This is a genomic window from Pseudonocardia halophobica, from assembly GCF_050948485.1.
GTDB classification, from domain to species: Bacteria; Actinomycetota; Actinomycetes; order Mycobacteriales; family Pseudonocardiaceae; genus Pseudonocardia; species Pseudonocardia halophobica.
Window position 1 is genome coordinate 6,972,234 of sequence record NZ_CP192046.1, and the last position, 20,467, is coordinate 6,992,700.

General features: G+C 76.3%; 17 protein-coding genes. 10 read left to right on the forward strand and 7 right to left on the reverse strand.

Annotated elements, in window-relative coordinates:
* Nucleotides 1-3: 3 nt before the first annotated feature.
* Nucleotides 4-507, reverse strand: coding sequence for a MarR family winged helix-turn-helix transcriptional regulator (locus ACQP04_RS33310; RefSeq protein ID WP_433504418.1), 504 nt, complete (start codon nucleotides 505-507; stop codon nucleotides 4-6).
* Between the two features lie 84 nt (nucleotides 508-591).
* Here ACQP04_RS33310 and ACQP04_RS33315 point away from each other — a divergent pair, with 84 nt between their 5' ends.
* Complete coding sequence (locus ACQP04_RS33315) at nucleotides 592-1,092, forward strand: VOC family protein (RefSeq protein ID WP_433504419.1); 501 nt, start codon at nucleotides 592-594, stop codon at nucleotides 1,090-1,092.
* A 15-nt stretch (nucleotides 1,093-1,107) separates the two neighbouring features.
* Here the strand turns inward: ACQP04_RS33315 and ACQP04_RS33320 are convergent, their stop codons facing one another.
* From ACQP04_RS33320 to ACQP04_RS33345, 6 genes are all read right to left on the reverse strand, one after another.
* On the reverse strand, nucleotides 1,108-1,869 hold the full coding sequence (locus ACQP04_RS33320) for a GntR family transcriptional regulator (protein ID WP_433504420.1): 762 nt from the start codon (nucleotides 1,867-1,869) through the stop codon (nucleotides 1,108-1,110).
* Between the two features lie 81 nt (nucleotides 1,870-1,950).
* The gene (locus ACQP04_RS33325; protein WP_433504421.1) at nucleotides 1,951-2,904 is read right to left on the reverse strand and encodes a DUF4349 domain-containing protein; all 954 of its coding nucleotides are present in this window, start codon (nucleotides 2,902-2,904) and stop codon (nucleotides 1,951-1,953) included.
* A gap of 156 nt (nucleotides 2,905-3,060) precedes the next feature.
* On the reverse strand, nucleotides 3,061-3,531 hold the full coding sequence (locus tag ACQP04_RS33330; RefSeq protein WP_037053045.1) for a YbjN domain-containing protein: 471 nt from the start codon (nucleotides 3,529-3,531) through the stop codon (nucleotides 3,061-3,063).
* A gap of 32 nt (nucleotides 3,532-3,563) precedes the next feature.
* Nucleotides 3,564-4,883 carry a D-inositol-3-phosphate glycosyltransferase gene (gene mshA, locus ACQP04_RS33335; RefSeq protein WP_433504422.1) on the reverse strand — a complete coding sequence of 440 codons (1,320 nt, stop codon included), beginning with the start codon at nucleotides 4,881-4,883 and terminating at the stop codon, nucleotides 3,564-3,566.
* 30 nt (nucleotides 4,884-4,913) lie between these two features.
* Entirely contained in the window at nucleotides 4,914-7,832 is a 2,919-nt protein-coding gene (locus ACQP04_RS33340) for a sacsin N-terminal ATP-binding-like domain-containing protein (RefSeq protein ID WP_433504423.1), read from the reverse strand.
* Nucleotides 7,833-7,852: 20 nt separating this feature from the next.
* A complete protein-coding gene (locus tag ACQP04_RS33345; RefSeq protein WP_433504424.1) occupies nucleotides 7,853-9,067 on the reverse strand; it encodes a DUF3027 domain-containing protein in 1,215 nt (404 codons plus the stop codon).
* Between the two features lie 72 nt (nucleotides 9,068-9,139).
* On the opposite strand from ACQP04_RS33345, the gene ACQP04_RS33350 reads away from it, so the two are divergent.
* The 9 genes from ACQP04_RS33350 to ACQP04_RS33390 all read left to right on the forward strand — a co-directional run bounded on the left by ACQP04_RS33350 (nucleotide 9,140) and on the right by ACQP04_RS33390 (nucleotide 20,455).
* Nucleotides 9,140-9,934 (forward strand): glutaminyl-peptide cyclotransferase, encoded by a 795-nt coding sequence (locus tag ACQP04_RS33350; RefSeq protein WP_433504425.1) that lies wholly within the window; start codon nucleotides 9,140-9,142, stop codon nucleotides 9,932-9,934.
* A gap of 61 nt (nucleotides 9,935-9,995) precedes the next feature.
* Entirely contained in the window at nucleotides 9,996-11,762 is a 1,767-nt protein-coding gene (locus tag ACQP04_RS33355) for an MFS transporter (RefSeq protein ID WP_433504426.1), read from the forward strand.
* Between the two features lie 10 nt (nucleotides 11,763-11,772).
* Nucleotides 11,773-12,258, forward strand: a complete 486-nt coding sequence (locus ACQP04_RS33360) for a DUF2771 family protein (protein WP_433504427.1) — start codon at nucleotides 11,773-11,775, stop codon at nucleotides 12,256-12,258.
* Nucleotides 12,259-12,512: 254 nt separating this feature from the next.
* Nucleotides 12,513-13,445: an NAD-dependent epimerase/dehydratase family protein gene (locus tag ACQP04_RS33365; RefSeq protein ID WP_433504428.1), complete on the forward strand. Its 933-nt coding sequence runs from the start codon at nucleotides 12,513-12,515 to the stop codon at nucleotides 13,443-13,445.
* A 3-nt stretch (nucleotides 13,446-13,448) separates the two neighbouring features.
* Entirely contained in the window at nucleotides 13,449-15,467 is a 2,019-nt protein-coding gene (locus tag ACQP04_RS33370; protein ID WP_433504429.1) for a hypothetical protein, read from the forward strand.
* Nucleotides 15,464-17,488, forward strand: a complete 2,025-nt coding sequence (gene pelF, locus ACQP04_RS33375) for a GT4 family glycosyltransferase PelF (RefSeq protein WP_433504430.1) — start codon at nucleotides 15,464-15,466, stop codon at nucleotides 17,486-17,488. The genes ACQP04_RS33370 and pelF overlap by 4 nt, the downstream gene beginning before the upstream one ends.
* Nucleotides 17,485-18,954 (forward strand): hypothetical protein, encoded by a 1,470-nt coding sequence (locus ACQP04_RS33380; RefSeq protein ID WP_433504431.1) that lies wholly within the window; start codon nucleotides 17,485-17,487, stop codon nucleotides 18,952-18,954. Before pelF ends, ACQP04_RS33380 begins: the two co-directional genes overlap by 4 nt.
* Nucleotides 18,951-19,616 carry a spherulation-specific family 4 protein gene (locus tag ACQP04_RS33385; protein ID WP_433504432.1) on the forward strand — a complete coding sequence of 222 codons (666 nt, stop codon included), beginning with the start codon at nucleotides 18,951-18,953 and terminating at the stop codon, nucleotides 19,614-19,616. The genes ACQP04_RS33380 and ACQP04_RS33385 overlap by 4 nt, the downstream gene beginning before the upstream one ends.
* Nucleotides 19,613-20,455, forward strand: a complete 843-nt coding sequence (locus ACQP04_RS33390; protein ID WP_433504433.1) for an endo alpha-1,4 polygalactosaminidase — start codon at nucleotides 19,613-19,615, stop codon at nucleotides 20,453-20,455. Before ACQP04_RS33385 ends, ACQP04_RS33390 begins: the two co-directional genes overlap by 4 nt.
* Nucleotides 20,456-20,467 lie beyond the last annotated feature (12 nt).

Consider the following 20,467-nt stretch of genomic DNA (forward strand, 5'->3'; position numbering starts at 1 on the left):
CCGTCAGGGCTGTCGGTCCGGGCACACTCCGGGCAACGGCACCGCCTCGGGATCGCGGGTGAGCCGGCCGAGCATCGCGCGGGCGATCTCCTCGAGCTGGGTGACCTGCTCGGGGCTCAGCGCGTCGAACAGGTTCTCGCGGACCGTCCGGACGTGCCCCGGGGCCGCCGCACGCAATGCCGCGTAGCCCTCCTCCGTGAGGGTGCAGAAGGTGCTGCGCCGGTCGTCCGGGCAGGGACGGCGGCACACCCACCCCTTCCGCTCCAGCCGGGTCACCGCGTGGCTGAGCCGGCTCTGGCTGCTCTGCGTGGCCGCGGCCAGCTCGCTCATCCGCAACGTGTGCTCGTGCGCGTCGGAGAGCATCGCGAGGATCAGGTAGTAGGCGTGCGGCATGCCCGACTCGCGTTGGAGCTGCCGGTCGAGGGCACCGTCGAGCAGCGTGGTGGCCGCGACGTACGCCAGCCACGCCCGCAGCTCGGCGGGTGAGAGCCAGCGGGTGTCGTCCATGCGGACGAGCCTACGCCGGATCGCTTGAACATTCATCTGTTGGCGGGCTACGGTGTGATTGAAGTTTCACAGAAAGGCAGGCCCATGCCCGTCCAGCGCCTCAACCACGCCGTGCTCTACGTCCGCGACGTCGACCGTAGCGTCGCCTTCTACACCGAGGCCCTCGGCTTCCGGGTCGTCTCGTCCGTGCCCGGACGGGCGGCGTTCCTGCAGGCCGAGGGCTCGTCCAACGACCACGACCTCGGCCTGTTCGGGATCGGTGCGACCGCCGGGGACACCACGGCCGGCCGCGGCGCCGTCGGCCTCTACCACCTGGCGTGGGAGGTCGACACCCTCGCCGAGCTCGACCGGATCCGCGGCGTGCTGCGCGAGCACGGCGCGCTCGTCGGCGCGTCGGACCACGGCAGCACCAAGGCGCTCTACGCGAAGGACCCGGACGGGCTGGAGTTCGAGGTCAGCTGGCTGGTTCCGGCGGAGCTGCTCGGCCCGGACACCGGGATGCGCACCGGGCCGCTCGACCTCGAGGGCGAGATCGCGCGCTACGGCGCCGGGACCCGGGGCGGGGTCGGCGTCTCCGTGCCGTGACGGAGCCGTGACGGGTCAGCTCGCCGACGCGCCGACGAGGTAGCCGTCACGCGCGCTGAACTGCGCGGTGAGCGTGAACCGGTCGCCGCGGACGAGCGTGTGCCGCCACTCCACGGCCCGCCCGGCGGAGCTGCCGAGGCGCTCGATCGCGAGCGCGGCCACCCCGGCGTCGATCCCCAGCAGGCGCCGCTCCTCGGCCGTCGGGACGACCGCGCGGATGTTCTCGCGGCCGCCCGCGACCCGGATCCCGCAGAGCCGCTCCAGCTCGGGGTAGACGCCGGTGTGCGTGAAGTCGACGTCGAGCAGCGGGGCCGCGACCTCCTCGGGCAGCCACACCCGGTCGACGGCCAGCGGCTCGCCCTCCGCGAGCCGCAGCCGCTCGAGGTGCACCAACGGCGTCGACTCCTCCAACCCGAGCCGCGCGGCGACGACCCCGTCCGCCCGGACGTCGAGCGTCCGGACGACGCTGCGCTGCTCGCGGCCGGTCGACTCGACGGCGGAGAAGAGGCTGTAGAGCGAGCCGAGCTGCTGCTCGATCTCCAACGGCGCGGCCAGCCGCGGTGCCCGGCCCCGCCCGGCTACGACGACGCCCTCCTCGCGCAGCCGCCGCAGCGCCTCGCGCACGGTGTGCCGGCTGACCCCGTACTCGCCGACGAGGGCGAGCTCGCCGGGGAAGGAGTGGTCGAACTCGTGCGCGTCGAGCCGCGCGCGCAGGTCCGCCAGCAGCTGGGCCCACAGCGGCTCGGCACCCTTGCGCACCAGGGGGCGCGCGGCCATCGCGTCCTCCCGGATCGACCGTCGGCGTTCGACCGAGGGTAACCCGCGGGTGACGCGGCCCGGCCGGGAAGGCGGCCGGTCTCACCCCGCTCCGGGGGCGTCCGCGGGCGGGGTCGGCCGGCGGCGGTGCCGGTACACCCGGCGGCCGAGCAGGACGATCCCGGCGAGCACCGCCACCACCGGCAGCATCGGCACCGCGAACCCGAGCGCGGCCAGCGACACCCGGCCGATCGCGCGCAGCCCCTCCCAGCCGACGGCGAGCCCGCCGAGGAAGCCGGACGGGCCGGGGTCGGCCAGGGGCGGGACCGGCAGCAACGCGACCTCGACGGTCGCCAGCGCGACCTGGTCCTGCAGCAACGCGAGCCGCCGTTGCAGCGACTCCAGATCGGCCTCGCGTGCAGCCAGCTCGGACTCGATCGAGACGATCTCGCCGATCGTCGTCGCGCGGTCGAGCAGCGCGCGGACCCGCGCGACGCTCGCCCGTTGCGCCGCGACGCGCCCCTCCAGGTCCGCGACCGGGGCGCTGACGTCCTCGGCCCGGCTCGTGCGGGAGGTCACGGTCCCCAGGCCGGCGAGGCGCTCGGTGAAGGCGTCGAGGCGGTCGGCCGGCACGCGGAGGGTGAACCCGGCCGAGCCGCTCCCCGCCCGCTCGTCGGCCACGAACCCGCCCGCGGCAGCGACCGCGCCCCGGACCTCGGCGGCCGCGGCGACGGGGTCGCCGACCTGCACGGTCAGCTCGGCGGTGCGGACGACGTCGCGGCTCGGGGCGACGTCGGTCAGCGGGGCGGTCCCCGGCTCCCCGGCGACGGCGCCCGCGGAGTCGGCCGGCGGGACCGACCGGGCCGAGCCGGGCGCGGACCCATTGCTCGCCGTGGCGCCTCCGTCGGGCGCCACCGCGATCCCGGGCCGGGCCGTGCTCTCCGGTTCAGCAGAACCCGACGCACCGCCGGTCTCCCGCAGCGCCACGCCCGTCACCACCGACGCGGACGCCAGCACCACCACGCCCGCCGCCACCCAGACCGCCCACCTGCGCATCTCCCGCCCTCCTCCGTCGTCGGGGGGAGGACGGACGAGAGCCGCGATCCGGTTGCATCCGGAGGGACCGCACCAGGGATCCATACTGCGGCCAGGAGCCCTCGAGATCAGCGTCCAGGATCCACACTGCGCTCAGGACGGTCGCCGGCGCGGGGTTCAGTCGATGAGGTGCTCGAAGGCCTTGAGGTTGGCCAGGGACTCGCCCCGCTCGGTCCGCCAGGCGTACTCGCGGCGGATGGAGGTGGCGAAGCCGAGCTCGAGGAAGGTGTTGAAGTCGCCGTCGGCGGCCTCGAGGACCTGGCCGAGGACCCGGTCGAGCTCGTCCGCGCTCACCGCGACGAACGGGATGCGGCCGACGAGATGGATGTCGCCGACCCGGTCGAGCGCGTAGTGCACGCCGTAGAGCCGAGCGTTGCGCTGCAGCATGAAGCGGTAGACGCCCTCGTGGTTCTCGTCCGGCTGACGGCAGACGAAGGCCTGCACGAAGACGGTCTGCTCCCGCACGACCAGCCAGGTCGGCGTGTTGAGCCGGTTCGTGCCCTCCAGCGTGACGAGGTACTGGCCCGCCTCGCGCCGGTGGTACCCGACCTCCAGCTCGTCGAGCGCCTTCCCGACCGCCGCGTCGATCTCGGCGGGATCCGTCTTCTCCGTCGCTGCGCTCACCCCTCGATGATGCCCGCGACCAGCCGGTCCCGCAGCCGGGCCCGGTACTCGCGGGTGGCGTCGGCGTAGGTGGCGAGCAGGGCGTCCGTGGTGCGCTCCCAGGAGAACTCCCGGGCGTGCGTCACGGCGCCGCGGGCGAGCCGTTCGCGGCGGGCGGGGTCGAGCGCGACGGCGGCCAGCGCGGAGGCCCACTGCCCGGCGCCGTGCCCGGGGACCAGCAGCCCCGACCGGCCGTCGGCGACGGCCACCGGGAGGCCCCCGACGTCGGCCGCGACGACCGGCGTCCCGCAGGCCTGCGCCTCCAGCGCGACCAGCCCGAACGACTCGTTGTGGCTCGGCACGGCGACCACGTCGACGGCCCGGTAGACCCGCCCCAGCGCCGGCCCGGCCTGCGGCGGCAGGAACCGCACGACGTCCGTGATGCCCAGGTGCGCCGCGAGCTCCTGCAGGGCGGTCGGCTCGGTCAGCCCGCTGCCCGACGGCCCGCCGACGACCAGCACCACCAGCCGCTCGCGCAGCGCGGGGTCGCGGCGGAGCATCTCGGCGGCGGCGCGGAGCAGCACGTCCGGGGCCTTCAGCGGCTGGATCCGCCCGACGAACCCCAGCACGACGGCGTCGTGCCGCAGCCCGAGCGCCTCCCGCGCCTCGCACCGGGAGGCGGGGCGGAAGCGGTCGAGGTCGACGCCCGGCGGGATGGCGACCGTGCGCAGCGGGTCGGCCTCGCACAGCTCGACGAGCTGACGCACCTCGGTGTCGGTGTTCGCGACGAGCCGGTCCGCCTCCTCCACCACCTGGTCCTCGCCGATCACGCGGACCATCGGCTCGGGCTGGTCGCCCTCCGCGAGCGCGGCGTTCTTGACCCGCGCGAGGGTGTGCGCGGAGTGCACCAGCGGCACGCCCCAGCGGTCCCGGGCGAGCCACCCGACCTGGCCGGAGAGCCAGTAGTGGGAGTGGATCACGCCGTACCAGCCGGGCTCGTGGTGCGCCTCGGTGCGCAGCACGCCGGCGGTGAAGGCGCACAGCTGCCCGGGCAGGTCGTTCTTGCCGAGGCCCTCGAACGGCCCGGCCGCGATGTGCCGGACGAGCACCCCGGGGGCGAGCTCCGCGACCGGCGGCTGCTCCGACGACGTGGCCCTGGTGAAGATCTCGACGGGGATGCCGCGCTGCGCCATGCGCGTGGCGGTCTCGGAGATGTAGACGTTCATCCCGCCGGCGTCGCCCGTGCCGGGCTGCTCCAGCGGGGAGGTGTGGACCGAGAGGATGGCGACGCGTCCCCGGACGGGCGGGGACGTGTGCGAGTCGGCTCGGTTTCTCACATGCTTCTTCCTAGCACGAGGCCGGGGTGGTCACCCGTCCTCACCGACGCGTCCGGACAGGGTCAGCAGGGCCCGCACGGCGTCCGCGGCGTGCACCCGTCCGGCCGCATCGATCCAGGTCGGGACGCTCCGGCGGCCCTTCCCGGGGCGGCTGAGGTCGACCTCGAGGGTGTCGTGCAGCCACAGCTCACCCGCGGGGACCGGCAGGCCCGCTGTGCGGCAGGCCACCACCACCTCGGGCAGGGCCGACCAGCGCACCGGCCGCCCGTCGCCGACGACCTCCCCCACCACGACGTCGGAGGCGAGCGGCAGGTCCAGGATCTCGGCCAGCGCGTGCGGCACCCCACCGACGATCAGGTCGTGCGCCGGCAGCACCGCGGCGGCCCACGGGGCGTCGAGCACCACGGCCGCGTCGACGCTCACGACCGTGCCCGCGAGCGAGCGGACGCGGTCGGGTAGGTCGAGGGCTTCGACGTCGACGGCCCCCTCCGCGACGGCCGCGGCCAGCACCGCGTGCGCGTCGGCCGCGAGTGCGGCGTCGACGGTCCGCTCGGCGTCGGCGAGCCGGTCGAGCAGGTCCGCGGCCTCGTCCGTGGTCCCGACGGCCAGCTCCGCGCGGACGCCGATCGCGGCGAGCAGGCGCTCGTCGAGCCCGGCCGGGACCGGGTCGTAGAGGCCCGCGAGCCGCTCGGCCCCCGGCAGCCGCCAGTGCCCGGGCTCGTGCCCGCCGAGCAGGGCGTTCCGGGCGAGCCACCAGCCGGTGTACCCGCCCGGCTCCAGCACGGCGGCCCGCGTCTCCGGGCGGCCGGCGAGCAGCGCCAGCGCGGCGGGCCAGGCGTCGTCGGCGACCAGGTCGAGGTCCCGGACCCCGGCGACCCGGGTGGGTTCGGCGCCCTCGTCCCACCAGAGGTCCTCGTCGTGCAGGTCGTGGTCCGGCCCCGTCGGCTCGTCGTCGACGACGACGGCGAACCCGTCGAGCACCCCGGCCGCGACGAGCGCCTCGCGCGGGATCCGCGCGGCCCATGCGGGGTCGAGGACGCCGATCGGCGCCTCCGCGTCGAACAGCGGCCGGACCGCGGCGTCGGGGAGCATCAGCTCGTCGGCGCGCGAGGGCAGGCCCTCAGCGTCCGGGAGCGCGAGCGCGCCGAACCCGGGCGCGACCGTGACGGCGAGCAGGCCGAGCACGGCCTCGGCGAGGGGCGTGGTGTCCAGGCCGGCGTCGGCGTCGTCGAGCGAGCGGCCGACGGCCTCGCGCAGCGCGGGATGGGTCAGCAGCGCGCCGGGATCGGTGGCGGTGGCCCCGAGCCGCTCCAGCAGCGGGTGGACCGCGTCCGGATCGGCGACGTGCAGGCCGGGCAGGGCGAGCTCGGCAACGGCCCGGGTGCCGGCGTCGAGGCCGGACCCCGGGAGCAGGACGCTCGGCGGGCCGGCGACCAGGCGCCCGTCGAGCAGCGGGACCGGGAGGGCGCGCAGCTCCTCGGTCAACCCGGGCACGGTCTCGACGGCGGGCTCCAGCGCCGCGTACAGCCCGCACCACCAGCGCGGCTCCCGCTCCACGCCGTGCAGCCGCTCCGCCAGCCCGGCGGCGCCGACCCGCCCGACCCCGAGCTCGCCGAGCGCCACCGACTGCCGGGGCTCGACGGCGGCGAGCCGGCCGAATGCGGGATCGGCGGCGGCGAGCAGGGCTGGCAGGTCCGGGGCGCCGGGCAGGTCGAGCCACTCGGCGCGGCGCGGCACGAGGTCTGCGGAATCCGGTGCGGAATCCGATGCGGCCCCGGGGGCCGCGGCGGGCAGCCACGCGCCCTCGGCCAGGGCGTCGACGACGGCGGCGCGCAGCCGGCCGTCGAGCTCGGAGAGCGGGAAGCCGGGCGCGGGCACGAGGTCGAGCCGGTGCTGGGGCGCGACGGCCCGGACCAGGTCGAGGTAGGCCGCGGCGGCCGCGGCGAGCACCGCGTCGGCCGTGGGTCCGGTCCGGACCCGGCGCCGGTCCGGGTCCAACGGCAGGTCGGCGATCAGCCGGGCGGGCAGCCCGAGCCGCTCGACGGCGGCCGTCGGCGCGTGCAGGACCTCGCCGGAGTCCGGGCCGAGCGGGGCGGGCTCGCCCAGGACGTCGACCGGCAGCGCCCAGCAGACCCCGCGCTCGCGGCGGTACCGCTCCTCCACCGCCGCGCCGGGCTCGGTCGTGACGCTGCTGCGGACCACACGGAAGCGCCGGTCGCCGACGATCGTGATCCCGTCGACCTCCTCGCGCCGCAGCACCGTGGGCTCCCCGTCCGGCGGCGCGAGGACGACCTCGGCGAGGTCCGGCAACGCGAGCAGGAGGTCCGGGGCCGCGGCGCGAGCGCGTTCGAGCAGGTCGGCGGCATCGAGGCCGGGGCGTACCGGGAGCCGGACCTCGGTGGCGTACCCCGTCGGCGGGCCCGGCTCGTCGCCCTCGACGGGCCAGACCAGGCGCAGCACGGGCACGTGCCCGCCGCGGCGGGTCAGCTCGGCGGCCGGGCCGGGCAGTTCGCGCACGGCGGCGGCGGTGTCGGCCGCGGAGAACCGCACCCCGGTGCCGGGCGCGGTGACCAGCCGCGGGGTGTCGGAGACCGGGAGCACCGCCGCGAAGCCGACGCCGAAGCGCCCGGCCGCGCCGGGGTCGTCGCGCTTGGCGGAGGCGCGCAGCGAGGCGAGCGCGGCCACGCCGTCCGCGTCGAGCGGGGCGCCGGTGTTCGCGACGCGCAGCTCCCCGGCGACCGCGGTGAGGTGCAGCCGGCCGGACGCCCCGGCGGCGCGGGCGGCGTCGGCGGCGTTCTGGGCGAGCTCGACGAACCAGGTCTCGGCGTAGCCGCCGAGGACGAGGTCCTCCTCCGCGTTGGCGTCCTCGCGGAAGCGGGTCGGCGAGTCGGACCAGGCCGCGAGCAGCGCGGCGCGGAGCGGGGCCGTGCCGAACGGATCCGTGCCCACGAGATCCGCCGGGGCCTCGATCAGGAGGTCACGCCCTCGTCGGCCCCGGAGGACGGGACCTCGGCGCCGGCGGCGGTGTCGTCGGTGGCCTCGCCCGCGCCGGCCTCGGCAGCAACCTCGTCCGCGTCCGCCTCGGTGGCGGTCCCGGTCTCGGCCGTGGCGGCCTCACCGGCGGTCCCGACCACCTCGTCCGGCGCCGCGACCTCCTCCACCGCCTCGTCCGTGTCGGTCACGGCGGCGGTGGCGGTGGGTGCCTCGGCGGCGTCGGCCACCGCGGCGGGCGCGTCCTCGGCCGCGGGCGGGACGGACTCCAGCGGCGTCTCCTCCACGACCACCCCGGCGTCGGCCGCCTCGGCGGTCGCGGCCTCCGTGGCGGGCGCCTCGACCGGTGCGTCGGCGGCCGGCTCGGGCTCGGCCTCGGTCGGCGCCGCGGTGCCGGTGGGGACCCGCTCCAGGTCCACCCCGTCGTCGTAGACCAGCGCGGAGACGTGGACCGGCGAGCCCTGCTCCACCTTCAGCTCCGAGTGCGCGCCGCACCCGAACTCCACGGAGACGACCGAGCCGTCGGCCGGCGAGTACTCGTTGGCGCACGCCCCGAACCCGGCGCGCAGCGACCCGGCGAGCGGGGTGAAGAACCCGCAGGTCGCGCACACCTCGGTGACCGCGCGGGCCATGTCGGAGCCGGGGCCGCGGACGTCCCGCCAGCGCTCGGCGGCCTCGAGCCGGCCCTCCCGGCTGAGCACGCGGGTGCGGCCGAGCCCGATCTCGACCGCGACCTCCTCGACGGCCGGGTCGTCCGACTGCACGTAGGCGGGGACGAGCCGGGAGTCCTCCGGGTCGGTCGGCAGCAGGTCGCCGGGGCCGAGGTCGCCGGGGCGGACCCGCTCCTGCCACGGCACCCAGGCCGGCGCGACCATCGCCTCGTCGCCCGGGAGCAGCACGACCTCGCTGACGGTCACCGGCCCGTCGGCGAGGGCGGCGAGCGTGACCGACCAGTGCCAGCCGTGGTAGCCGGCGAGGTCGGCGGCGAAGTGGTGGCTCACCGAGACCTCGTCCTCGACCACGTACCCGAGGTACTCGCCGACCGCCGCCGCACCGGCGTGCTCGCCGATGTCCGCCGAGGCCTCCTCGACGGCGGCGGTGCGGGCGCGCTCGACTGCCCCGGCCAGCGGGCCGGGCACGGCGGGGGCGTCCGCGGGGCTGGTCTCGGGGTCGATCCCGGTGATCGCGCTCATCGGGTCGATTGTGCCACCCGGGCCGGGTGCGTCGGAGCGCCGTCCCTGCACCGTGCGGCAGGATCCCGGGCGATGCGACGGGTGCTGCTGGGACTGGTCGCGGCGGTCACCGCCGTGACGGCGGGCGTGGCCGCCTGCGCCGCCGCGACCCCGCCCGAGGCGCTCGGCTCCGCCGCGGCCGTCCGCCCGGTCGTACTCGCCGAGGTGCCGCACGACCCGACCGCCTTCACCCAGGGCCTGGAGCTCTCCCCCGAGGACCCGGGAACGCTCTACGAGGGCACCGGCCTGGCCGGGCACTCCCAGCTCCGCGAGCTCGACGCCGCCACCGGCGCCGTCCGCCGGGCAGTTCCGCTGCCCGGCAGCCTGTTCGGCGAGGGGATCACCGTCGTCGGGCCGTCGATCTGGCAACTGACCTGGCGGGACGGCGTGGCGCTGGAGTGGGACCGGGCCACCTTCACGCTGCGGCGGCAGGTCCCGGTCGCGGGCGAGGGCTGGGGCCTCTGCGCCGAACCCGGCCGGCTCGTCCGCTCCGACGGCACCGACCGCCTGCGCTTCCACGACCCCGCGACCTTCGCCGAGACGGGTTCGGTCGCGGTCACGCTCGACGGCGCCCCCGTCACGGAGCTCAACGAGCTGGAGTGCGTCGGCGGCGCGGTGTGGGCGAACGTGTGGCGCACCGACCGGATCGTCCGCATCGACCCGGCGACGGGCGTCGTGACCGCCGTCGTCGACGCGTCCGGGCTGCTCGACCCGGCCCGCCGGGCGGAGACGGACGTGCTCAACGGCATCGCCCACCTGAGCGGCGACCAGTACCTCCTCATGGGCAAGCTCTGGCCCGCCGCGTTCCGCGTCCGGCTACCCGGGTGACGTGACGCGATCACCGCGCCGGAGGGCCGCGCCGGCCCGGTCCGCCGGGCAGAATGAGGGCATGGCGCGCGATCACCGGACCGGTTGGTGGGGCGGGCGCGCGCGGCGCTGGGCCACCGCCGACGGCGCGCCCCACCAGCGCCCCGAGCCGGAGCCGGCGCCGGAGACGCCGCGACCGGAACCGCCGCCCTACGTCCCGACCGTCCGCCGCCGCTACCCGTGGCACGACGACCCGGACTACGACCCCACCGAGTACCGCCGCGAGCCCGAGGGGCCGACCCGGTTCGCGGAGTGGATCGAGCAGGCCCCGGCCGACGACCCCGCGCCCACCGCCGCGCCCACTGCCGGGCCCACTGCCGCGCCCCCGACCGCACCCGGTGGCGCGCCCACGGCCGGACCCACCGCGCCGCCGTCCGGCCCCGGCCCGGAGCAGCCGGAGGAGCAGGCCCCGCCCCCACCCCGGATGCCGAAGAAGCTCACGGTCACCCGGGTCGCCGCGCTGCGCAGCCGCCAGCTCACGGGCGCGGCGGTGAACACCTTCCGCCGCGCGGCCACGGCCGACGGCGCCGACCGCTCCGGGCTCACCTCGCTGACCTACGCCTCGATGATGGACTACGCGGTCGACGCCGCCGTGGCCGTCGCGCTGGCCAACACCCTCTTCTTCGCCGCCGCCACGGCGGAGAGCAAGACCAACGTCGCGCTGTACCTGCTGATCACCGTGGCCCCGTTCGCCGTGGTCGCACCGGTGATCGGACCGTTGCTGGACCGCCTGCAGCGCGGGCGGCGCGCCGCGCTGGCGGTGGCCATGCTCGGCCGCGCGGTGCTCGCCGTGGTCATGGCGCTGAACTACGACAACTGGATCCTCTACCCCGCCGCGCTCGGCGCGATGGTGCTCAGCAAGTCGTTCACCGTGCTCAAGGCCGCGGTCACGCCGCGCGTGCTGCCCGAGGGCATCACCCTGGCCACGACGAACTCCCGGTTGACCACGTTCGGCCTGATCGCCGGCGCCGTGTTCGGCGGCATCGCCGGCGGCGTCGCGTACCTGTTCGGCTCGCCCGGGGCGCTCTACTACACCGCCGCGCTCGGCGTGGTGGGCGCGCTGCTGTGCAGCCGGATCCCGCGCTGGGTCGAGGTCACCGCGGGCGAGGTGCCGGCCCGGCTGCGGAGCACCCGCCGCCCGCGCCGGCGTCCCGTCGGACGCTCGGTCGTGGTCGCGCTGTGGGGCAACGGCGCCGCCCGCGTGGTGACCGGCTTCCTCACCCTGTTCGTGGCGTTCGTCGTCAAGGAGCAGGCGCAGGGCGACGCGGCGCAGCAGCTCTACCTGATCGGCATCATCGGCGCGGCGGCCGGCGCCGGGTCCTTCCTGGGCAACGGCGTGGGCTCGCGCATCCACTTCGGGCGGGCCGAGGCGATGGTCGTCGGCTGCGTGTCGGCCGCCTGCGCCGCGGCCGCGGTGGCCGCCGTGCTGCCCGGCATCCTCACGGCCGCGATCGTCGGGCTGGTCGCCGCGACCGGGAGCGCGCTGGCGAAGGTCTGTCTGGACGCGGTGATCCAGCGCGACCTGCCCGAGGAGTCCCGGGCGTCGGCGTTCGGTCGCTCCGAGACCGTGCTGCAGCTGGCCTGGGTGTCCGGCGGCGCGCTCGGCGTGCTGCTCCCGCACAGCGGGTTCCGGCTGGGGTTCGCCGTGGTGGCCGCGGTGGTCGCCGTCGTCGGGATCCAGACGGCGCTCGTGTGGCGGGGGCGGACGCTGGTCCCGGGCCTGGGCCTGAAGGAGCCGCTGCCCGAGCGCAGGCCCGCCCCGTCGGAGGCCGCGTCCGGCGCTCCGTAGGCTGGTGGGCGTGTCCCGGACCCGCCGGAGCCTGCTCGCCGCCCTCACGCTGACCACCGCCGTGGTGCTGGCCGGCTGCGGGAGCGACGAGAAGCCGCAGGTCACGTGGGCCGCGGGTGCGGCCACGCAGTCGATCGGACCCGCGCAGTTCTGCGACCTCAAGATGAAGGACTGCAGCAACGACGAGGCCGCCCGGGCGCGGCTCGCCGTCCCGGCCGGCACCCCGGTCGAGGTGACCGTGCCGGAGGAGGTCTCCGAGGCGCCCTGGTCGGTGGTGTTCTCGTACACGGGCCCGGACGGGCAGCGCACGGACGGCCGCAGCCCCGTCTTCGCCCCGAACGCACAGACCAGCTACACGCTCACGCTGCCCGAGCCGGGCGACGTGCTCGGCACGGCCCAGGTGCAGCTGCTCGGCGCCGCGCCCGTCGCCAACCCCGACACCGGCGAGCTGGACTACCCCGCGCGCGCGACCTGGGTGCTCGTCGCCCAGCCGTGAGCCCCGGTGGCGGTGCGCCGAGTGCGTGTCCTACCTCACCCGTCCGGCCCCCTTTCCTGACTCCGCTCGGTCCTGTCCTGGACCGATCGGCGTATCCACATACCTCCGCACGGCCCCACTCTGACCTGGAGTCGTAACAGAGCGCGCTTACCGCCCGATGGGGATTCAGAGGGCTGAACCGGTGAAACTGCACATACCGGACAGCCGAACCGAGCGACCCGGGGGGATTCGTGGCCGCGAGTACGCGTGCAGTGGTGGTGGGTGGAGCCGGCTTCATCGGCTCGTCGGTCGTGGAGCGCCTGGCGTCGGGGGGCGCCGAGGTCCTCGTCGTCGACGACCTGAGCCGGGGGCGCCCGGAGAACCTGAAGGGCCCGGGCGCGAGCGCCGAGCTCGCCGAGATCGACATCCGGGACGCCGACGCGCTGCACCGGAGGATGGCCGCCTTCGGGCCCGAGGTCGTGTTCCACCTCGCCGCCCAGATCGACGTGCGGGCCTCCATGGCCGACCCGGCCGAGGACGCCTGGCGCAACGTCGTCGGCTCGGTCAACGTCTTCTCCGCCGCCCACGCGGCCGGCGCCCGGCGGGTGGTCAACACCTCGACCGGCGGCGCGATCTACGGCCCCGACGCCCCGGTGCCCACGCCCGAGACCGCCCCGACCGAGCCGCTGTCCGCCTACGGGCTCAGCAAGCGCACGGTCGAGACCTACGCCGACTGGTTCCGCCGGGCCAAGGGCCTCGACGTGGTGACGCTCCGGTACGGCAACGTCTACGGCGAGCGCCAGGACCCGAAGGGCGACGCCGGCGTGATCGCGATCTTCTGCGACGCCGTGCTCGCCGGCCGCCGCTCGACGATCTTCGGCGACGGCTCGCAGACCCGCGACTTCGTCTACGTCGGCGACGTCGCTCGCGCCAATGTGGCCGCGGCCGAGGCCGAGGGCCCGCTGCAGCCGGTCTACAACGTCGGCACCGGGCGTGAGGTGAGCGTCCGCGAGCTGATCGCGGCCGTCACGCGCGCCGCGGACGCGGACCCCGCACTCGCCGAGCCGATCCTCGCCCCGGCCCGGGCCGGCGAGGTCCGGCGCAGCTGCCTCGACGTCCGCGAGGCCCGGCGCGACCTGGGCCTGCCGGAGCCGACCGCCCTCGAGGAGGGCCTGCGCCGCACCCTCGACTGGATGCGGAGCCTGTAGCCGGTGTCCCTCGCAGTGACGCGGCGGCCGCTCGGCCTCGCCGCCTCCGTCGTGCTGCTCGTGACCGCCCTGCTGCTCGCGGGCACGGGCCCGGCCTCCGCCCGGCCGGCACCCGGCGGCGCCCGGATCGACCTGCAGGTCCTCGTCGTCACCGACGGGTCGCGGGAGGTCGAGGCCTTCCACGACGCGCTCGACACCACCGGCGTGCCGGTGCAGGTCGTCGACCTGGCCGATCCCGCACGACCCCGGATCGACGCGGCCTTCCTGGCCGACCGGGTCGACGGCCGGGCGCGGGCCAGGTTCCAAGGCGTCGTGCTTCCCGGCCCGGCGCCGAAGGAGCTGTCCGCGGCGGAGCTCGCCGCGCTGCACGCCTTCGAGCGCCGCTTCGACGTCCGGCAGATCTCCGCGCTCGCGGCGGGCGGTCCCGCCGCCGGCACCGACGAGCCGGCCTTCCGCGGTGCGCTCGACGGCCTGTCCGGCCGGATCGGCGCCGACGCCCTCGGCGCCGAGTTCGGCTACGCCCGCGGCCCGGTCCCGTTCGAGGACCCGAGCCCGCACCCGGACAGCTGGGCCGAGGCGGCCCGGTCGCTCCCGGGCGTCCGGCCGCTGGTCACCGTCGACGCGCCCGGCGCCCCGCGCGGGCTCACCGTGGCGGGCGTCCGCAGCGACGGCGGCCGCGAGGAGCTGGTCCTGACCGTCGGGTACGGGGCGGACTCGTCCCAGTTCCAGGTGCTCGCGCCGGGCATGGTCCGGTGGCTCACCCGCGGCGTGCACCTCGGCCTCGAGCGGGCCTGGTTCGCGGTGCACATCGACGACGTCCTGCTGCCCAACGCCCGCTGGGTCCCCGAGGCGAACTGCACGGCCGGCTCGGACTGCCCGCCGGAGGTCGGCCCGCGGCCGCTCATCCGGATGACGGCCGACGACGTCGCGTTCGCCGTGGACTGGCAGCGTCGGCACGGCTTCCGCATGGACATGGCCTACAACGGCAGCGGCAGCGTGGCGGCGGCACCCGGCGCCGCGGACCCGCTCACGGACGCGCTCGTGGCCGCCAAGGGCGAGTTCGGCTGGATCAACCACACCTGGTCGCACCTGTACCTCGGCTGTGTCCGGGACTTCTCGGTCACGCCGTGGGAGTGCGACGAGGTGCCGCTGCTGGGCTGGACCCGGCACGTCGGCGAGCGCACGATCGCCGACGAGATCCGCCTCAACATCGACTTCGCCCGGCGGCACGGCCTGCCGATCGACGAGGCCGAGCTGGTCACCGGCGAGCACGGCGGGCTCGCGAAGCCGCCGCGCATGCCGGAGGACAACCCGAACCTCGCCGACGCGCTCGACGACACCGGCATCCTCACCCTGGCCTCCGACGCCTCGTCGGAGCCGGGCCAGCGGATGGTCGGCGGCGCGAACACCGTGCCGCGGCACCCGATCAACCTCGACTTCAACACGGCCACCGAGGCCGAGACCGTCGACCAGTACAACTTCATCTCCACCTCCCTGGCCGACGGCGGCGACGGGACCTGCGAGGCCGACGGCAGCTGTATCACCCCGGCCGACCCCGGCACCGGGTTCCGGGACGTCGTGGTGCCGGCCGAGGCCGACCTCGCGCTGCGGCACGCCATGGCCAACGACCCGCGCCCGCACTACGTCCACCAGCCGCAGCTCACCGAGGACCGCACGCTCTACCCGATCCTCGAGCGGGTCCTCGGCGACTACCGCGCGCTGTTCACCGAGGACCGGCCGCTGCTGGTCCCGACCATGACCGCGACCCGGGACGTGCTGAACGGCCGGGCGGCCTTCGCCCGCGCCGTCGGCGAGGGCCGCGTCGACGCCTACGTGGTCGACGGCGTGGTCCACGTGACCACGGACGGCCACGTGGACGTGCCCCTGACCGCCCCGCCCGGCACCCGCGTCGAGGGCGCCGGGGAGTTCGGCGACGCCTACGGCACGGTCCGCTCCGGCTGGTTCGCCGTGGACGGCCCCCGGACCCTCACCCTGCCCACCACGACCGAGGAACAGCGATGAAGGTCTCCCTCGTCACCGAAGGCACCTATCCGATCCAGTCCGGCGGCGTGAGCGGCTGGTGCGAGCAGCTGATCCGCGGCCTGCCGGAGGTCTCGTTCGAGGTCGTCGCCCTGTCCGGGTCCGGGCGCGAGCCCGCCGTCTTCGCCGTGCCGGACAACGTGACGGCGGTGCAGCGGATCGGCCTGTGGGCGCCGCCGCCGCGCGACCGGCGCGTGCCGCGGGCGGTCGGGTCGCGCTTCGCGATCGCCTACGAGGAGCTGCTCGAGGCGATGCTGGGCGACGGCCCGCACTCCGCGGCCGGCTTCGAGTCCGCCGTGCGCGCCCTGCACGCCCTCGCCGCGGACACGCCGCTGGTCCCGCTGCTGCGCGGGCAGCGCGCCGTCGACCTGTTCGTCGACGTCTGGGCGCGGCATCGGGCCGGGGCCGACGACGAGCTCTCGGTCGGCGACGCCCTCGCGGTCACCGAGCTGATGGAGCACTTCCTGCGCCCGCTGGGCATGCCGGTCCTGGAGACCGACCTCGTGCACGCCACGGCCAACGGGCCTGGCGCGCTGATGGGGCTGCTCGCGAAGTGGACGCACGGCACCCCGGTGCTGCTCTCCGAGCACGGCGTGTACCTGCGCGAGCGCATGCTGGCGATCCGCCGCAGCGGGGACTCCCGGGCCGCCCGGGCCGCCCAGATCCGGTTCTTCCTGCGGCTCACCGAGCTCTGCTACCGGCACGCCGACCTCGTCGCCCCGGTCTCCGGCTTCAACGGCCGCTGGGCCCGGCGGGGTGGCGCGGCGCCGGAGCGGGTCCGCACGATGCACAACGGCGTGGACCCGGCGGCGCTGCCGCTGCTCACCGAGGAGCCGGCCGAGCCGACGGTCGCGTTCGTCGGCCGGATCGACCCGCTCAAGGACATCGAGCTGCTGGTCACGGCGTTCGCGCAGGTCCGGCGGGCGATCCCGGCGGCGCGGCTGCGGCTGTTCGGCGGCGTCCCGGCCGGCAACGAGGACTACGCGCGGCGCTGTGAGGCCCGCGTCGCGGAGCTCGGGCTCGGGGACGCGGTCACCTTCGAGGGTCCGATCTCGCCGGTGACCGAGGCGTTCCGGCGCGGGCACCTCGTGGTGCTGTCCAGCAAGTCCGAGGGGCTGCCGCTCACGATCATCGAGGCGGCCATGTCCGGGCGCGCCACGGTGGCGACGGACGTCGGCGGGATGGCCGAGGCGGTCGGCGACGGCGGGCTGGTCGTCCCGGCCGGCGACGCCCCCGCCTTCGCCGCCGCGTGCATCCGGCTGCTGCGCAACCACGAGCTCCGCCACGAGCTCGCCGGCCGCGGCCGCCGGCGGGCGCTGGAGCTGTTCACCCTGGAGCGGTTCGCGGAGAACTTCCGGTCCGTCTACGTCTCGCTCGCGCAGCGCCGCCCGCTCCCGGCCCACGCCGGTGCGCCGAGCGTCGAGCTGCCCGTGCCGGCGGGGGCCCTCGCGCCCGCGGTGTCGGTGCGGCCGGCCGCGCGGCTCTCGGAGCGGCCCGCGCGCATCGAGCCTGCCGTGCCCGTCGAGGCGGCCGAGCCCGTCGAGCGTGTCGAGCGCGTCGTCGAGCCGGCCGAGCGGGTCGAGGTTCCGACCGGGCGGATCGAGGCGGTCCCCGCCGCGGCCCCGGTGGCTGCTCCGGCGTCGGCGTCGGGCGAGCCGATCGAGGTCCCGACCTCCCGGATCGCCGCGGTGGCCGCGGCCCGGAGGGAGCCGGTGGAGGTGCCCACCTCGCGGATCACCGCGGTCGCGGCCGCCGGGGAGGAGCCCGTCGAGGTGCCGACCTCACGGATCCCCGCCGTGGCCGAGTCCCTCGACCCGCCGACCGCCCGGATGGCGCGGGTCCCGGGGCCGCTCGACCCGCCGACGTCGCGGATCGCCCCGGTCGCGCCCCGCACCCGGATCCCCGCGCAGGCGCACCGCCCGGCGGGGAAGCCGCGCGGGCCGGTGCGACCGCCGGCGCCCCGGTCCTCGGAGGACCGGGTGCGGGTGGGTGAGGCCGGATGAGCCGCACGCCCTACGCGCCCGGCTCGCGCCGCCCCGCGCTCTCGCCCGAGCTCGCCGACGCCGCGACCACCTCGACGCACCCCGCCGAGGTCGCCGTGACGCTGGAGAGCGTCGGGATCAACGACCGCGTGGCCCGGGAGCGCTTCGGCGCCCGGGACGTCTTCGCCCTCGCCGCGTACGCCGGCGCCGCCACGGCGGGCCGCCCGCGGACCGAGCCAGTCGCGGACCCGCCGCCCGCCCCGGCGCTGCCGCACGGCCCCGGGTCCAGCCCCTGGTTCCACCTCCGCGGGCTGCTCTACGCGATCCCGGCGCTGGTCGCGCTGTCGCTGCTCCCGGCCGGCGACCACGTCGAGTCCGGGCTGCTCATCGGCGGTCTCGCGCTGAGCTGGGCGCTCGGCTACGGCGTCAGCTACGTCGCCTGGTCCTACCTGGGCGCGCTCGACGTGCCCGCCGCCCGGCGCTTCCTCCGCCGCGCGATCGCCGCCGGCGCCGCCCTGGCCACCGTGGTCGCCGTCGTCGCCGTGTTCGGGTCGCTGGTCTGGACGATGACCATGCAGGTCACGCTCGGGACGGTGGCACTGCTCGTCGGGCAGACGGTCTACCTGCTCTCCGCCGCCACCCTGCTGATGACCGGCAACGAGGCGCGGCTGCTGATCGCGCTCGCGCCGGCAGCGGTGGGCGCACTGCTCAACGCCGTCGACGGCGAGATCGCGGCCCCGATCGCCGGCCCGAGCGAGCCCGGCCGCGGCTGGGAGCTCGGCTGGCTGGCCGCGACCGTGCTGCTGGCGCTGGTGTTCGCGGTGCTGGCCACCCGCGGTGCCGCGCGACCCCGACAGCCGCTCCCGCGCACCACCTTCGTCAACGCCCTGCTGCAGGTCGCGTACGGGCTGATGATCGCGGTGCTGGTGCTGTACCCGGCGCTGTTCGAGCTCGCGGTCAGCAACTACGACTCGCTGCCGCTGTCGGTCACCCTCGCCGCGCTGCCGCTGGTGCTCGGCATGGGGGTGGCGGAGACGCTGCTGCACGACCACCGCGCCGCGGCCGCGCGACTGCTCGCCGGCTCCCGGACCACGGCCGAGTTCGCCCGCCGGATGCGCCGGGCCATGCTGCGCGCCCACCTGCAGTTCACCGCGGCGCTCGCAGCGATCACCGTGGCGCTGGGCGGGCTCAGCGCGGCCCTGTTCGACCTCGACGACATCCGCTACGTCGTCCTCGGCGTCGACTACCTGATCCTGGGCACGGCGGTCTTCTCCGGGATGGTCCTCAACCTGCTCGGCCGGATCGAGACGGTGCTGAGGACGACGGGTGCGGCGGTCGCGGCGCTGCTCGCCTTCCAGCTCGTCGCCGACCACGACGTCGACGACGTCACCGCCATCATCTGGCAAGGCGCCGTCGCGACGGTCCTGCTGGTCGTGCACGCCGTGCTGGTCCGGCGGCACGCGGGCACCCCGGTCCACCACCGATGAGCGACGGGGTTCCCGCCTACTTCCACCCCGACCGGGAGGCGGCGGACTGGGCCGGGCTGACGGCGGCGGCGCGGGCCGGCGCCGTCGGGATCGTGGTGGTCAACCCGGCGTCGGGCGTCGGCACCGGGGCGGACCCGGCGTACCGCCGGGCCTGCGCCGACCTCGCGGAGATCCCGGGCGTGGTCGTGGCCGGGTACGTCGACACAGCGTACGGCGCCCGGCCCGCCGGCGAGGTCGTCGCCGAGGCCCGTGCCTACGCGCAGCGGTACGGCATCCGCGGCGTCTTCGCCGACCAGGTGCCGTCCGGCCGCGACCACCTGCCCGCCTACACCGCGCTCGCGGCCGACCTGCGCACCGCCGGCCTCGGGCCCCTGCTGCTCAACCCCGGGGTGCGCCCGGACGAGGGGTACCTGGAGATCGCCGACGTCGTCGTGACCTTCGAGGGGTCGTGGGAGACCTACCGCGCCGAGCGTCCCGGCGAGCCCCGGGCCGGCCGGGCCCGGACGTGGCACCTGGTGCACGGCACCCCCGCACGCATGATCGAGGCCACCCGTTCGTGGATGGTCCACGCCGGCGTCGACCACGGGTACGTCACGGACCGTAGGCTCCCGAACCCGTGGGACGGGTTGCCGCGCACGACCGGATCGGCGGTCGTCGCGTGAACGCTCCCGGACGGGAGGGGGCGGCGCTGGTGCGGATGCTGCGCAGGCTCGCGGGCGTCGCGGCCTCGATCGCGGTGTCGGCCGCGTGCTCGATCGGGTCGGGGCCCACCCCGGAGGCGACCCCCGAGTCGGCGTCGGAGTCGGGGGCGGGCGGCGACACCCGCTGGCAGTACCAGCTGCAGGGCGCCGTCGACACGTCCGTGCCGGCCAGGACGTTCGTCATCGACCTGTTCGACACCCCGGAGTCGGTCGTCGAGGAGCTGAAGGCCGGCGGGCGGACCGTGATCTGCTACGTCAACGTCGGGGCGTCGGAGGACTGGCGCGCCGACTCCGCCGCCCTGCCCGCCGAGGTCCGCGGCACCGAGCTCGAGGACTGGCCGGGCGAGTTCTGGTACGACGTCCGCCGCACCGACCTGCTCGAACCGTTCCTCGCGAGCCGGTTCGACCTGTGCCGGGAGAAGGGCTTCGACGGCGTCGAGGCCGACAACGTCGACGGCTGGACCAACGACTCGGGCTTCGACCTGACCGCGGAGGACCAGCTGGCCTACAACCGGCTCGTCGCGCGGCTGGCGCACGAACGGTCGCTGACGATCGGGCTGAAGAACGACCTCGACCAGGTCGCCGAGCTGGAGCCGGACTTCGACTTCGCGGTCAACGAGCAGTGCGCCCAGTACGACGAGTGCGGCAAGCTCGAGCCGTTCGTCCGGGCCGGGAAGCCGGTCCTGCACGTGGAGTACGGCCTGGGGACCAGCGCCTTCTGCGCGGAGACCACGGGGATGGGGTTCGAGTCCATCCGCAAGCCCCGCGAACTCACCGTTCCCCGAGAGCCCTGCCCCTGATGCCACTGCCCC

Excerpts from the sequence above, each read along its gene's own strand:
- ACQP04_RS33310 (WP_433504418.1), bottom strand. The coding sequence starts at position 507 with ATGGACGACACCCGCTGGCTCTCACCCGCCGAGCTGCGGGCGTGGCTG.
- ACQP04_RS33315 (WP_433504419.1), top strand. The coding sequence starts at position 592 with ATGCCCGTCCAGCGCCTCAACCACGCCGTGCTCTACGTCCGCGACGTC.
- ACQP04_RS33320 (WP_433504420.1), bottom strand. The coding sequence starts at position 1,869 with ATGGCCGCGCGCCCCCTGGTGCGCAAGGGTGCCGAGCCGCTGTGGGCC.
- ACQP04_RS33325 (WP_433504421.1), bottom strand. The coding sequence starts at position 2,904 with ATGCGCAGGTGGGCGGTCTGGGTGGCGGCGGGCGTGGTGGTGCTGGCG.
- ACQP04_RS33345 (WP_433504424.1), bottom strand. The coding sequence starts at position 9,067 with ATGAGCGCGATCACCGGGATCGACCCCGAGACCAGCCCCGCGGACGCC.
- ACQP04_RS33350 (WP_433504425.1), top strand. The coding sequence starts at position 9,140 with ATGCGACGGGTGCTGCTGGGACTGGTCGCGGCGGTCACCGCCGTGACG.
- ACQP04_RS33355 (WP_433504426.1), top strand. The coding sequence starts at position 9,996 with ATGGCGCGCGATCACCGGACCGGTTGGTGGGGCGGGCGCGCGCGGCGC.
- pelF (WP_433504430.1), top strand. The coding sequence starts at position 15,464 with ATGAAGGTCTCCCTCGTCACCGAAGGCACCTATCCGATCCAGTCCGGC.
- ACQP04_RS33380 (WP_433504431.1), top strand. The coding sequence starts at position 17,485 with ATGAGCCGCACGCCCTACGCGCCCGGCTCGCGCCGCCCCGCGCTCTCG.
- ACQP04_RS33385 (WP_433504432.1), top strand. The coding sequence starts at position 18,951 with ATGAGCGACGGGGTTCCCGCCTACTTCCACCCCGACCGGGAGGCGGCG.